At 43.1% G+C, this 15044-nt stretch carries 13 protein-coding genes; all 13 read right to left on the bottom strand.

Annotated elements, in window-relative coordinates:
- Position 1: 1 nt before the first annotated feature.
- Entirely contained in the window at positions 2 to 1336 is a 1335-nt protein-coding gene (gmhB, locus tag CLOL250_RS06185) for a D-glycero-beta-D-manno-heptose 1,7-bisphosphate 7-phosphatase (RefSeq protein WP_008401395.1), read from the bottom strand.
- A 4-nt stretch (positions 1337 to 1340) separates the two neighbouring features.
- Positions 1341 to 2342, bottom strand: a complete 1002-nt coding sequence (locus CLOL250_RS06180) for a GHMP family kinase ATP-binding protein (protein WP_008401394.1) — start codon at positions 2340 to 2342, stop codon at positions 1341 to 1343.
- A 154-nt stretch (positions 2343 to 2496) separates the two neighbouring features.
- Positions 2497 to 3963 (bottom strand): sugar transferase, encoded by a 1467-nt coding sequence (locus CLOL250_RS06175; protein ID WP_008401393.1) that lies wholly within the window; start codon positions 3961 to 3963, stop codon positions 2497 to 2499.
- Between the two features lie 227 nt (positions 3964 to 4190).
- Positions 4191 to 5417: a UTP--glucose-1-phosphate uridylyltransferase gene (locus CLOL250_RS06170; protein ID WP_008401392.1), complete on the bottom strand. Its 1227-nt coding sequence runs from the start codon at positions 5415 to 5417 to the stop codon at positions 4191 to 4193.
- Between the two features lie 433 nt (positions 5418 to 5850).
- A complete protein-coding gene (locus tag CLOL250_RS06165) occupies positions 5851 to 6591 on the bottom strand; it encodes a glycosyltransferase family 2 protein (protein WP_008401391.1) in 741 nt (246 codons plus the stop codon).
- A 26-nt stretch (positions 6592 to 6617) separates the two neighbouring features.
- Positions 6618 to 6809: a ribbon-helix-helix protein, CopG family gene (locus CLOL250_RS06160; RefSeq protein ID WP_008401390.1), complete on the bottom strand. Its 192-nt coding sequence runs from the start codon at positions 6807 to 6809 to the stop codon at positions 6618 to 6620.
- A gap of 23 nt (positions 6810 to 6832) precedes the next feature.
- A complete protein-coding gene (locus CLOL250_RS06155; protein WP_008401389.1) occupies positions 6833 to 7576 on the bottom strand; it encodes a glycosyltransferase family 2 protein in 744 nt (247 codons plus the stop codon).
- Positions 7577 to 9037, bottom strand: coding sequence for an exopolysaccharide biosynthesis polyprenyl glycosylphosphotransferase (locus tag CLOL250_RS06150; RefSeq protein ID WP_207665998.1), 1461 nt, complete (start codon positions 9035 to 9037; stop codon positions 7577 to 7579). It lies immediately after the preceding gene.
- Between the two features lie 83 nt (positions 9038 to 9120).
- Complete coding sequence (gatB, locus tag CLOL250_RS06145) at positions 9121 to 10554, bottom strand: Asp-tRNA(Asn)/Glu-tRNA(Gln) amidotransferase subunit GatB (protein WP_008401386.1); 1434 nt, start codon at positions 10552 to 10554, stop codon at positions 9121 to 9123.
- Position 10555: 1 nt separating this feature from the next.
- The gene (gatA, locus tag CLOL250_RS06140; protein ID WP_008401385.1) at positions 10556 to 12022 is read right to left on the bottom strand and encodes an Asp-tRNA(Asn)/Glu-tRNA(Gln) amidotransferase subunit GatA; all 1467 of its coding nucleotides are present in this window, start codon (positions 12020 to 12022) and stop codon (positions 10556 to 10558) included.
- A gap of 19 nt (positions 12023 to 12041) precedes the next feature.
- A complete protein-coding gene (gatC, locus tag CLOL250_RS06135; protein ID WP_008401384.1) occupies positions 12042 to 12329 on the bottom strand; it encodes an Asp-tRNA(Asn)/Glu-tRNA(Gln) amidotransferase subunit GatC in 288 nt (95 codons plus the stop codon).
- A gap of 411 nt (positions 12330 to 12740) precedes the next feature.
- Positions 12741 to 13949, bottom strand: a complete 1209-nt coding sequence (locus CLOL250_RS06130; protein WP_008401383.1) for an NADP-dependent isocitrate dehydrogenase — start codon at positions 13947 to 13949, stop codon at positions 12741 to 12743.
- A gap of 112 nt (positions 13950 to 14061) precedes the next feature.
- Entirely contained in the window at positions 14062 to 15042 is a 981-nt protein-coding gene (locus CLOL250_RS06125) for a biotin--[acetyl-CoA-carboxylase] ligase (protein ID WP_008401382.1), read from the bottom strand.
- Between the last annotated feature and the right edge of the window lie 2 nt (positions 15043 to 15044).

Genomic DNA, 15044 nt, shown 5'->3' with positions numbered 1-15044 from the left:
CTCACTTCATACCTGAATTTACAAATGAAGATAGCGATTTAACCGTAACCATCTGACCATAGTTTTCATCAACTTCGCTTAAAAGCACAGTCTTGCATCCAGCATTGATGCCAGCTTTAACATCGTTTTCCCCATCGCCAATCATCCACGACTGTGACAAATCAATGTTATAATCTTCTGCTGCTTTCAACAGCATTCCTGGCTTCGGTTTACGACAGTCACATTCAATCTTCAGTTCCGGGCACTCACCTTCATATCCCTTATGAGGGTGATGCGGGCAATAATAAATGGCATCCAAATATGCGCCTTCTTTTCCAAGGAGTGTTTCCATCTTATTGTGGATTTCTTCAAGTTCATCAAAAGACACTTCTCCACGGGCAATAACCGGCTGATTTGTCACAACAATTGCTAGATAACCAGATTCATTAATCTTACGGATTGCCGTCGCAACGCCATCAATCAATTCAAAATCATCTATCTTTCTAAGAAACCCAACATATTTATTGATAGTACCGTCTCGGTCAAGAAATACCGCCTTTTGTTTGTTTTTCAGATTTTTTCCAGAGACTCTGCCCTCTTTATAATCTGCACATACAGAGTAATACCTCTCTGGAGTGCCCATGTCTTTGACATACTCTGGACTGTCATAACAGAACATCTTTCCTGTCCCCGCTAATGGTTTCAATAACTGACGATCCAAATCGACTTTTACCGGTTTACCATTTGCGCCATTTTTACCTATTAAATCTGCATCAATACCGGAAAACTCCAGTACTTTAGGATTAATAACATGTAAACCTGCATTCACACGATTTTTGTAGTACTGTGGCCGTGCATCTTCCTTGGTCAACCACTTTTCGACTGTGCCATTTTTATCCGCGACAATTAGTCCGCTATCATAGGGATGACTATTCGGATGCGTAAAAAGTGTAACCAATCCGCCACGTTTCCGGTGAAAAGCAACAAAGCGGTTAAAATCCACATCAAACATCGCATCTGCATTTAGGAGCAAAAAATCAGATGTCAGCTTATCTTTTATTTTGAACAGCGCACCTGCATTGCCGAGTGGCTCTTTTTCAAAATAGTACTCAATATGTACACCAAACGGCTTTCCTGTTGCCGGAGAGTTTCCAGAACCGTCACCAAAGTAATCCATAATAATATTTCCCAAGTGACTTACCGTCATAATAATGTCATCAAATCCCTGATCTTTCAGACATTTGATTTCTCGTTCCAATACCGGAATGCCTTCAATTTTTATCATCGGCTTAGGAATATCACTCGTTACAGAGGAAATACGAGTGCCTTTCCCGCCTGCCATAATCACTACTTTCATGTCTCTAATCCTTCGGTGTATAGTCTTCCGGTGTATAATGGATTATACGCGTTCCACTATCTTCAAATTTGAACGGAATATAGAGTAGGTCGCGCATCGCCCAACGAACAGCATCCTGTCGTTCCGGCTGTACATAGAATACAAGGAATCCACCACCGCCGGCACCAAGAAGTTTTCCGCCCAAAGCACCAGCAGCCATTCCTTTTGCATAAAGTTCATCAATGCTATTTGTGGACACCGCTGATCCCGTTTGACGTTTCAACTTCCATGTGTGATCCAACAACCTACCGAAATCATCAAGATTCTTTTCCTTATCTGTCAGAACTCTCTCTGCATCGTCAACTAAAGACAGCATTTCTTTTAACTGTCCTGTTTTATCAACCTTACCTGAGGCATTTACTTTCTGAACGTCAGAAGAAAAGCGAGTAAAACCAGTAAAGAACATCATTAAATTTTGATTTAGCTGCTTCTTTCTCTCAGGTGAAATGATCATAGGTAGGACTTCATATCCATCCGCATTAAAGTTGATACGATTAAATCCACCAAATGATGCTGCAATCTGATCCTGCCAGCCACCTGCTTCCTGACACAGATTTCGCTCCAGATAAATTGCTTCATCTGCCAATTTTTTCTTATCAGCATATTTTCCTTTTAGCGCATAAAAGGCATTCAGCATTCCTACTGCAAAAGAACTTGATGTTCCTAACCCGGAACGTGCTGGGAGATCAGCTTCATATGTAAGACGAATTTCGTGCATGTCTAGCATCTTCATCGCATTGCGAATTGCAGGATGTTGAATGTCATCGATATTTGTCACACGCTCAGTTTTTGAATAAGATAACTCAGTAGAGTAATCAAAGAAACGTGGCAGGTGTCTAACGTTCACGTAACAATATTTATCAAATGTGGTAGACAAAACGGCACCGCCATATTCTTTAAAAAAGCTTTCCATATCTGTTCCGCCGCCAAAAAAAGACATACGGAAAGGTGTCTGTGTAATAATCATTTATTTACTCCTCTGGTTCTTCTCGAACCAATCCCTTAAAAGTACCTTCATATCTATGTACACATCTGCTCTTCACAGATAGTATTTCTTTTTCCTTTTGCTGCTCCTAGTCAGCTAAGTTTTCCCTTAAAATTTCATTATATCCAAACCAATATCACATCGATCCTTCACCCTTCAACACAACACCCACTGTCTTGAACAGTATCTTGATGTCGTTTACAAGACTCCATTCATCGATATACTTACGGTCTAATCTTACAACCTCATCGAAATCCGTGATATTACTTCTTCCGCTGACCTGCCAGAGTCCTGTGATACCCGGTTTGATCGCCATACGTCCTCTATGATGGGCGGAATACTTCTCCCATTCGTCCTCTGTTGGCGGTCTGGTTCCGATCAGACTCATATCACCCTTTAACACATTGAAGAACTGCGGGAATTCATCGAGTGACCAGTCACGGATCCGGTTTCCGATGCCCTTCTTGATCGTACCATCCGGCAGCTTCTTGCAGCCAATGATTCGCGGATCATATTCCATCTTGAACATCATGCCATCCTTAACCTGATTCTGCTCCATCAGCTCTGCTTTTCGTGCTTCCGCATCCATATACATGCTTCGGAATTTATAGATCTTGAACTTCTTACCATTCTTACCGATACGGTACTGCGAGAAGAAGATCGGTCCCGGTGATGCAATATAGATACATGGTGCAAGGATGATCGTAAGAATGCCTGTAAAGATACATCCCACAATTCCACCAAGGATATCGATTGCCCGCTTCACAAAAGCCTGATACATCGTTATATATGTAGTGCTGACGGTCAGTACATGATGACCAAGCTGTTTATCGAATACATACTGATAATTAGAAAGCTCTGCCGGAACACGCACCCGCACATGAACCGTGATTCCCATATCTGCAAGCTGTCCCAGAAGATTCTCCGGAATATGCTTCTCAAATGGTATATTCACATAGACCTCATCTACCCAGCCATGCATGATCTGTTCCAGAACTTCGTCTGAATATGTATATATACTAAGCTCCAAATCTGCATATTCTGTATTGTAGCTTTCTGCCTCATCCTCAGTTGCATCTAATAATACAACACCTGCAACCCGATACAGATTATAGTATTCTGTATCCATTTCTGCAAGTAACGCATTCAGATATTCTTTGACTGTCACGATCACAATAGATTTCTTTGCCACACGATGTCTTCGTATATATTCCTTCCAGAGAAGTGTAACCACATAACCCATAACCAGATAAATCATGCCAAACAAAGCCATAACCTTTCTGGAATAGGCCGCACCCATCTTCATCATGAACAGAACAAATACTGCCAGAAGTACAACCAGTACAGACTGCTTCACGGATGCGATTGCTTCACGAAAACGTCCTCGTTGCAATACGCCTTTATATATATGACATACTATGGTAACCAATAATTGAAATAATGTCAGAAGTACGGCTATTGTCCGATATAACTTACTATGATACGGATTCTCTGTTCCCATCCGTATAAAATACGCCATACAATAAGATGCATGCAGTGCTATCAGATTCAGCACTGTAAAATCCAGATGTTTTAACCAGCCCTGCGGTCCTTTTCTATACATTGTATTCCCTCATTTCCCTCATAAATGTGTTCATCATGTATCTTTATCAAGTCAAGCTATATAAATATAGTTGTTAATGGCTTAGAAATCCTTAACGCTTCTTAGCCACTAACAACTATAATTCAATTCTTATTAAAAGTCAATTTTCTACGTTTAAGTTGAGTGTAGAAATTTCCGGAAATAATACTGTTATTTTAGGCAAATTTTCCAAAGTATTCGACGCAGTTCTACAACTTATATCCATTCTTCTTTAACAGCGCTCTCGCTGTCTCCGGTGAATCCACACCTTCTGCATTCTTGATCGGGGCGAATTCATAGTCTCTGACAACCTCGAATGGCAGACAGTCATTCATGAACTGAAGCATATCAAGAGCAAGTGTCTCGAACTTATAGCCGTTCGGCTCCGCAGGCTTTACCAACTCTTTTTTCTCATTCATATATGGAATAACCTTCTTCGCAGCATGAAGCGGCATATTCTCGTTTAAGAGCACCTTCAACTGATCAACCGGGAAGATATAATTTAAGATCACCCCATAGTTATAGGCATAGTCACCGTTTGCATTTTTCTCAAACCGCATATCATCTGTTAATTCATAATATTCTACGATATGTGGCTTTCCATCCAGATTACAAAGGACGCCTACCCGTTCATATGGATCTGCTTTCTTTACGACTTTTGCTGCCGACTGGTAATCCTCCATCATCATTGCTCCAAGGAATACCGGGTCTGCGATCTTCTGTAAGACATTGTCTACAGCGAATACATTGATATACCGGATGCCTTCTTTATCAAGCTGTTCTACCAGTCCTGCCCGTTTCATGGATGAGAACCAGCCACCATTTCCATTTGGTGACAGGCAGATCTTTGATGGTGCTTCCATCAATATCTTTCCATTAAAATCAACGGATGGTACCAGCTCCTGTTTGAAGAAATGCAGATACTCCTCCTTATATTCAAAATTCTTATGCTCTGCAAAGAAGGATGTCGTTGCTTCGTAGTTCTTATCACTGGTCATGATATAGAGATGGATCCATCGTCCAAGTGTCCTCACAACAGTCAGGATCGTCTTCACCTGACATTCGAAGATATAGAGATCTCTCGTCAGTCCGATATTGTATGTGCCCTTCGGCCCATCAAATCCAAGTCTGGTTCCCTGACCTCCGGCAAGCATAACAAGAGCGAGCTGTCCTTTCTGGATCGCCGTCTCGCCAAGTACCTTGTAAGCGAATTCGTATTCTTTGATCGTATCAAGCGTTAATGCCGCTGTCGGTGTGATCGAGCCGGTCTTTCCGGCTGTGCCTTTTTCTTTTAACACATCAAACATCGAGAAGTCTATCTCGCCGATCTGTAACAGCAGGCTCTGCTTCTCTTCATCGTTTAGTTCATCATAATAGGCGAGCACATGCTCCTGCCCGTACTTTTTCAAAATTTCCAAAGCGTTTTCATATGTCATATATTTTCCCTCACATTTCTATGTCGCCACTATGTATGAGGTTAACTATACTATTATTCCGCAAAACGCTTCCGCTCTATCTTCGACGTAGCGGTACATAAGGCTGCAAAGGACGCAGCCTAAGTACCGACGCTCAGATAGGTTTGCTTCATAATATATAGCAAAACCTCATACTCGTGGCATTTACGTTATCTTGTTTTACACTGTCAGTTAATAACTATAGATACATTGTATGCAACAAACCGCGCTTTGCGGAATACAATATCTGCTTTACATAGCCAGTTAATGACTGCGGATATATTGTATGTAGCAAACCTCTCTTTGCGTCGGTACTTAGGCTGCGTATTTTGCAGCCTTATGTACCGCTACGTCAAAGATAGAGCGGAAGCGTTTTGCGGAATACAATATATCCGCAGTCATTAACGTCCGTTATTCAATGCATAACACGTTTTCTCACTTCTAACGTCTCTTTAAAGACCTTTGCTACATCCTTTAATCCAATCCTTCTTCCGCCCCTGCTGTCATCCCGGCTGTAGTTCAGCTCAATCGGAGCTTCGCAGATCTTTCTGCCATCTTTTGCTGCCATGGCAAGGATCTCAATATCAAATGCATATCCTTCTGCCTGCATCTGGCTGACGATTGGTTTGATCACTTCTTTTTTGAATAACTTGATACCGGTCTGTGTATCGTGGGTGTTCAGATGGAACATCATCTTTAACATCAGATAATATCCATAGCTCATAATCTTACGCAGCATCGGATAATGGAGCTTCGATTCCGGATGCAACTTGGAACCGATCACGATATCGGCGTTCTGCTCCTTCATATCTTTTAAGAATCGTTTCAGCAGGATCGGTGGCAGTTCCAGATCGGAATCCAGAAATGCGATGTATCGTCCCTCTGCTGCTGCGATCCCTGTCCGGATGGCATGTCCTTTTCCACCATTCGGCTGATACGAGATCCCCCTGATATGGGTATCCTGCATTTCAGCCCGGTGGATACACTCTGCGGTATTATCTGCACTTCCGTCATCAACTGCTATGATCTCATACCGTTTGACGAAACCGGACAACACCCTGCTGGTTTCAAGCAGATTATCTGCTATATGTGTTCCTTCATTATAGGCGGGCATGACGACAGATAGGGTCATATCCCCTTCCTTATTTGTTTCCATGGTCAATGTTCTCCTGTCTGACAGTCTTATTCTTCTATGTTCGCCTGTTTTACGATACCGTAGACTGCCTCTCTGACGATTTCCGACATGGATACACCTTTTTGCTTTGCATACTTTGAAAGCAGTTCATGTGTATCTGTGTCGATTCTTAGTCTCAGAATTGTGTCTTTCCGTTTATCGGTCGGTCTTCCCGGACCTCTCTTGATTTCCTCTGCCATCTCCCTGCTCCGTTTCTTTTTATTTAAAGAAAATACTTCTTTACTCCATGTATCGCATATCCTGCAAAATATCCAAGTGACTTCACTGTTCCAAATCCCATCTTCCGGTATACCTGATACGTCATCTTTGCAGAATGTAATTTGGAACCTGATTTACTGTTCTTCACCATCCGGTAAAGCAGTAACGGTTCATTGATGCCTGCTGCCTCCCCGTATTTCTTAAGGATCTGCAGCCAGCAGATATAATCCTCGTGAGCATCATCATCCCCCATCGGGAACTCTGCTGCCACCTCACGCTTCATCACTACGGATGAGCAGTTGATCACATTTCCATATAACATACCTTTATAAGTGATCTTCTCCGGTACCGGCAAGATCCGCCCGGTATGGGTTCCGTCCTCTTCCATCAGTTCTCTGGCAGTTGAGGATAATACCACTCCGGTCTTCTTCATAACAGCAAGCTGCTTTGAGAGCTTTCCCGGCCGCCAGATATCATCGGAATCTAAGAATGCTACATATTCGCCCTCTGCAAGCTGCACACCTTTATTTCTCGTTGCTGCTACGCCAAGATTGGTTTCATTCTTATATAGTCTAACCTGTGGATTGCTTTTATATTCTGCCAAGCACTCCGTCGGATCCTCCGGTGAACAGTCGTCGATCACGATGATCTCTGATATCACATCCTGACAAAGTGCGGAATCGATTGCCTGTTTAATTGTTCTACTGCAATTATATGCCGGAATGATCACGGATACTTCTGGTTTCATTTACTTCTTTTCCTCTACACTATAGAAGGCATCCTCGGCTTCATCATGCGGATGCTTGATGCCTGTTTTCTTTGTCTTGTCTTCACGGATCGCTGTCGTCTGATTTGCATCGATTCCTTCCGTGTTCTCCTTCTGGAATAAGATCTTGAAGGTCAGCAGGATCAGCTTCAGATCCAGCCATAAGGAATACTGCTCATAATATGTCAGATCAAGCTTCACCTTATCTCTCGGTGTGGTGTTATATTTACCGTAGACCTGCGCATATCCGGTAAGTCCGGCTTTCATCTTCAGACGATAATCGAATTCCGGGAAGGTCTCCCTGTACTGCGCTGCGATCTCCGGACGCTCCGGTCTAGGACCTACGACTGACATATCACCCTTTAAGATATTAAAGAGCTGTGGCAGCTCGTCTAAGTGTGTGGCACGGATCACACGGCCAACCGGTGTGATTCTGTCATCATGCTTTCTTGCAAGCTGTGCGCCATGTTCCTCGGAGTCCATCCGCATACTTCTGAATTTCATGATCTTGAATACCCTGCCATTTAGGGTCAGACGATCCTGTTTATAGAATACAGGGCCTCTGTCATAGAGCTTGATCGCAAGTGCGATCAGGATCATAAACGGTGAAAAGATAATGATCATGATCAGAGATACGATAATATCCATCAGACGCTTGAAGATCATATCTTCTCCTGTCAGTCCCTGGTTTCTGGATAATAATAACGGTGTATCAAACAAATGGATCGGTTCTGCTCCTAAGATAATGATATCCGATAACTTCGGTACCACATACGAACGGATTGAATGCTCGAAGCAGTATTTTACCAGTTCGTTTCTGATATATGCCTTTGTCTCACAAAGGATAACGCCATCGTACTGTAAGATTTTTTCTTTTAATGCTTTCTCACCTTCACTGACATGAATACGGTCAGCAATGATATATTTATCTTTTCTGGCATTGATCTTATCAATGAATTCGGTCGGTGTCTTATATCCGTAGACAAGCAGTAAATGTCTCGGTGGATAGAACTTGCGGTACATCATCCTGCAGACAAATACCCATATAAATATAACTATGATCTCTAAGAATGTAAGCTCGATCATGTTCAGTGCCGGCAGATAATTACGGGCAATGATACACAGCTCGATATAACCTACGATATTTGCACAGACCAATGATAATATTTGTGAAAAGAGAACATCCATCACCCGGAGGAAGCCTACTTTATAACCACCATACAGCTTCGTAAACAGATAAATGATAATCGCATACATACCGATTACCGCCCAGTTACCTTTGTTCCAGAACGGAATCTGGATAGCCTGAGTATTATCTGCATATTCGGTATACCACATTCTCGCAAACAGCAGTACTTCCGCAGCTAACAGAAGCACGCCTTCCGAAAATGTAATAATACGTTTGTAAATGTCTCTCTTTCTCACATGTCTGGTTTCTTCCATATCAATCTCCATCCCACCATGAGAGGTGGTCATCAGGTGGATATGCCACCTGCTTTCTCTTCATTTTTTTCTATTGGTATCGATTATTTTAACAGCTCACGGAGCATCTGGTTTACGGATGCCGGATCTGCCTTGCCCTTCATTGCTTTCATGGTCTGTCCGACCAATGCGCCAAGTGCTTTTTCTTTTCCGCCACGGAAGTCTTCGATCGCCTTTGGATTATTGGCAATTACTTCTTCTACAACCTTACGGAGTGCACCCTCATCATTTACGGTGGCAAGTCCATGTTCTTTTACATAGCTTTCCGGTTCGATATCATCTGTAAATATCTTCTCGAATACTTCCTTTGCGACATTGCTGTTGATGGCTTTCGCATCTACCATCTGTATCAGCTTTGCAAGGTGCTCTGCGCTGAATGACAACTCATCTGCATCGATGGAATGTTCTTTCATCAAACGCATGGTCTCTCCCATCAGCCAGTTGGATACCTTCTTCGGATTTGCTCCGAGAGCGATCGTCTCCTCGAAAAGGTCTGCCATCTTCTTTGTATTTGTAATGATATCTATATCATAGTCTGGGATATCATACTCTTCTTTATACCGGATCTTCTTCTCATCCCGGAATTCCGGCTGACGGCTTCGGATCTCCTCCATCCACTCGTCACTGATCTGTACCGGTACAAGATCCGGATCAGGGAAATAACGATAATCCTGTGCATCCTCTTTGGAACGCATTGGATATGAATATTCCTTGGTATCATCCCATCTTCTGGTCTCCTGTACAACCTTTTCACCTGCCTCGATCAGGTCGATCTGACGTTCTCTCTCGTTCTCGATCGCATGGGCGATAGCCTTGAATGAGTTCAGGTTCTTTGTCTCTGTTCTTGTTCCGAATTCTTCTGCTCCGACTTCACGAACAGACAGGTTGACATCGGCACGCATCGAGCCTTCATTTAACTTACAGTCTGATGCTCCGAGATACTGGATGATCAGACGTAATTTCTCAAGATAAGCAATTACTTCTTCCGCAGAACGCATATCCGGCTCAGATACGATCTCGATCAGAGGCACACCGGAACGATTGAAATCCACCAGTGAACTGTCTGTATATGGATCATGTACCAGTTTACCTGCATCCTCTTCCATGTGGATCTCATGGATCCTTACGAATTTCTTCTTGCCCTCTACTTCGATCTCTACCTTTCCGTTTCTGCAGATTGGGTAGTACAGCTGAGAGATCTGATAGTTCTGTGGATTATCCGGATAGAAATAATTCTTACGGTCAAATTTACAGTTCTGTGTGATCGTACAGTTGGTTGCAAGACCGACAGCAACTGCTTTTTCTACTACCCCTTTATTCAGTACCGGAAGGGAACCCGGCATACCGGTACATACCGGACATGTATGCGTATTCGGTGCACCACCAAATGCGGTACTGCAGCCGCAGAATATCTTCGTCTTTGTCGCAAGCTCTACATGAACCTCCAGACCGATCACGGTTTCGTATACTTTACTCATCTTACAGACCCCTTTCTGCTACAGCGGCAGGCTGCTTGTACTCTCTTGTCTGCTCAAATGCATATGCCGCCTGAATGATTGCTTTCTCGTTAAATGCATCTCCTACCATCTGGACACCGATCGGCATGCCGTCTTTGTCGTATCCGCATGGAAGGGAAATACCCGGAAGTCCTGCAAGGTTGACCGGAACGGTGTATACATCGCCCAGATACATCTTGATCGGATCGGATAAGGATTCACCCATGGTCAGTGCAGTTGTAGGTGCAACCGGACCGAGGATGATATCGTATTTTGCAAATGCTTTATCATAAGCCTGTTTGATCAGGGCTTTTACCTTAAGTGCTTTTACATAGTATGCATCATAGTAACCGGATGACAGGGTAAAGGAACCTAACATGATACGTCTCTTTACTTCTGCGCCAAAGCCTTCGGAACGTGTCTTCTTATACATGTTGTGAAGGTCTGTGTACTCTGCTGTACGATAGCCGTATTTTACGCCGTCGAAACGTTCCAGATTCGAGCTTGCCTCTGCGGATGCAATGATATAATATGCAGGAATTGCATATTCTACCATACCAAGGTCAAATTCTTCCACGATCGCACCTTTTTCTTTTAATACTTCAGCTACATGGTACACAGCATCCTTGATCTCAGGATCCAGTCCTTCTGTGAAATAGTCCTTTGGAAGTCCGATGCGCATACCTTTTACATCGTCCTTTAATGCGCTTGTAAAATCATTATCCGTACGTTCTACAGATGTAGAATCTTTCTTATCATACCGGGAAATGATCTCTAATATCGTTGCACAGTCTGTTACATCCTTTGCAAGTGGTCCGATCTGGTCAAGAGATGAACCATATGCAACCAGACCGTATCTGGATACTCTGCCGTAAGTTGGCTTGATTCCTGTTACACCACAGAATGCTGCCGGCTGACGGATCGATCCACCGGTATCGGAACCGAGTGCACACGGTACTTCTTCTGCTGCAACAGCGGCTGCTGATCCACCGGAAGAACCACCCGGAACTTTATTTGTATCCCATGGATTCTTTGTCTCGCCATAATAAGAAGTCTCGGTTGTACTTCCCATTGCGAACTCATCCATATTTGTCTTGCCTACGATCACGGCTCCTGCTTCCATTAATTTCACAACAGCATCTGATGTATAGGTCGGTACGAAGTTTGATAAGATCTTGGATGCGCAGGTGGTAAGTACACCGTTCTGACACATATTATCCTTGATCGCGATCGGTACACCTGCCAACGGGCTTGTCAGCTCGCCGCTGTTGATCTTCTTCTGTATTTCTTCTGCCTGTTTGAATGCACCTTCTTCATCTACGGTGATAAAACAGTTATATTCTTTGTCGTATGTCTTTATATTCTCGATGCAGGCTTTGGTTGCTTCCATAACGGAGATCTCTCCGGCCTTGATCTTCTTTCCAAGCTCTACTGCTGTCATACTCATCATATCCAATGTCCGTTACCTCCTAATCAAATGTTCTTGGCACCTTATAGCAGCCATCTTTCTGCTCCGGTGCATTTGACAGCATATTCTCTCTGTCGTCGCCATTTGTTACTTCATCTTCACGGAATACATTATTATAAGAAAATGTATGGCTCATTGCTTCTACATTCTCAGTGTCCAGTTCGTTTAACTTACTTACATAGTCAAGCATATCTGACATATCTTTCTTTGCCTGCTCCTTCTCCTCATCGGAAAGCTCAAGCTTCGCCAGAATACCTACATAATCGATTGTTTCGTCTGTAATAACCATGGTATGTCTCCTTGTCTGGTTTTTATTAGGCAATTGCCTACTATTATTTATAGTACCACAAAATTAGTTAGAGTGTACCACATAACTCCGTTGTTTGCAAGTCTATGTCCAAATGAAGTCGTCCTGCTGTTCAGCAACAATTGTCCATTCAAAATATTTCATTTATGACAAAAAATGGAAGAATGAATTACTATTATGAAGCAAGCCTGTCCACTCTGTGTAACTTCGAACTAATCTCGACAAAACCTCGATAAGATCTCAGTTATTCATGTCGGTACTTAGTGAACTGCTGAATGCAGTGAACTTAGAACCGCTACATGAAGATAGAGCGAAAGCGTCTTGCGTAATAATATGTAATCATTCTTCCATTTTTATGTCATCATTTATTAAATGGACAATTGTTGCGTCCTTTTATAACATGCCCTCTAAGGTCTCACGAATTGCCTTGATGAAGTTCTCGCTGTTTAATACAGTTGGATTCTCAAGGGTTGTGATAAGTGCAAGATCCTTTGTCATCTTTCCGGATTCGATCGTTGCGATCGTTGCTTTCTCAAGCTTGTTTGCGAAATCAACCAGAGCGTCGATGCCATCCAGTTCACCACGTTTTCTAAGTGCGCCTGTCCATGCAAAGATTGTTGCAACAGAGTTTGTGGATGTTTCTTCACCCTTTAAGTGCTTGTAGTAGTGTCTCTGAACTGTTCCGTGTGCAGCTTCGTACTCATACTTTCCATCTGGGGAAACCAGTACAGATGTCATCATGGCCAGTGAACCAAATGCAGATGAGATCATATCACTCATTACGTCACCATCGTAGTTCTTGCATGCCCAGATGAATCCACCCTCGGATTTCATAACTCTTGCTACAGCATCGTCGATCAGTGTATAGAAATATTCAATACCTGCTGCATCGAATTTCTCTTTGTATTCTTTATCAAAGATCTCCTGGAAGATATCTTTGAATGTATGGTCGTATTTCTTTGAGATCGTATCCTTGGTTGCAAACCAGATTGTCTGCTTGATATCCAGCGCATAGTTGAAGCAGCATCTTGCAAAGCTTTCGATTGACTTGTTGATGTTGTGCTGTCCCTGGATCACACCCGGTCCGTCGAATTCATGGATCGTCTCTTTGATCACTGTGCCATCTGCACCTGTGAATACCAACTCAGCCTTACCGGCACCCGGAACCTTGATCTCTACGTTCTTATATACATCACCATATGCATGTCTTGCGATTGTGATAGGAGCCTTCCAGTTCTTTACACATGGCTCAATGCCCTTTACGATGATCGGCGTACGGAATACTGTTCCGTCGAGGATCGCACGGATCGTTCCATTTGGGCTCTTCCACATTTCCTTCAGATCATACTCTGTCATACGTGCAGCATTTGGTGTGATCGTTGCACATTTAACAGCAACGCCATACTTCTGTGTTGCATATGCGGAATCAAATGTTACCTGATCATTTGTCTCATTTCTATATTCAAGTCCCAGATCGTAATACTCGGATTTCAGATCGATAAATGGATAGATCAGTTCATCCTTGATCATTTTCCAGAGAATTCTGGTCATCTCGTCTCCATCCATCTCTACTAAAGGGGTAGTCATTTGAATTTTTTCCATCTTGCTCGTTCCTCCATGTTCTTTTATTATAGTTCTAATTACTTACCTGTTTTTATACACGCCTAGAATTATACATGAAAAATGCTGCTATTTCCAGTTTTTTGAAAGTTTTTTACACATATCCGTAAATTCCGCGCACGGACACTTCCCCAGATATAATGATCGACTCCTGTCCATCTTTATCCTTCACACGAAGTCCTCCATTTGGTGCAAGTCCGAGGGCTGTGTATTCTGTCCGGTTATATCCTTCGATCACATAGACCTGTTCATCCTTGTTCACAAGGATGGAATTATATTCATCCAGCATGAACTGAAGATCCTGGCATTTGACAAATGCGTCATACAACTCTTCAAAATGATTTGCCACACTAGCGACCAGTTTGCTTCTGTCACAGCCGGTTCCGTTTTCCAGCTTGATCGACGTCGCCTTGTCTGCCAGTTCTTCCGGAAATTCCATCATGGATACATTGATGCCGATACCTACAACTGCATATTTGATATCCATACCTTCCGAACTCATCTCTGTAAGAATGCCACAGATCTTCTTGCCGCCGACTACAACATCATTCGGCCATTTGATCTGTGCCTGCAAGCCCGCTGTATCTGCAAGAGCACGCGCCGTTGCGAGTGCCGACAGGATCGTAAGTCTGGATACATTCTCGATCGGCACATCCGGACGGAGCAGAAATGTCATGGCTATGCTGGTTCCCTTCGGAGTGCTCCATGCCCTTCCTCTTCTTCCTCGTCCTGCATTCTGTTCATTTGCAACAAACAACGCTCCGTGTGTTCCATCTGTCTCTCCTGCAAGCTTTGCCCGTATATTTGTGGAATCCGTCTCATCATAATAATACAGTTCTCTTCCGATCACCGATGTCGTGAGTGCTGCCTCTATCTTCTCTTTCGTAACGACATCCGGCTCTCCGACCAGACGATAGCCTTTATTATTTACTGCATCTATAATGTAGCCTTCTGCCTTTAAGGCATTGATATTTTTCCAGACAGCGGTTCTCGAGACACCTAATTTCTCACAGATTGCCTGACCGGATATATAATCACTGCTCGTTCGAAGCAGCGCAAGGATTTTTTCTTTCATGA

Origin of the sequence: Clostridium sp. L2-50 (assembly GCF_000154245.1) — a bacterium.
Lineage (GTDB): Bacteria > Bacillota > Clostridia > Lachnospirales > Lachnospiraceae > Coprococcus.
Note: the sequence above shows the minus strand (reverse complement) of the source record. Positions and strands in the feature narration are given on the sequence as shown.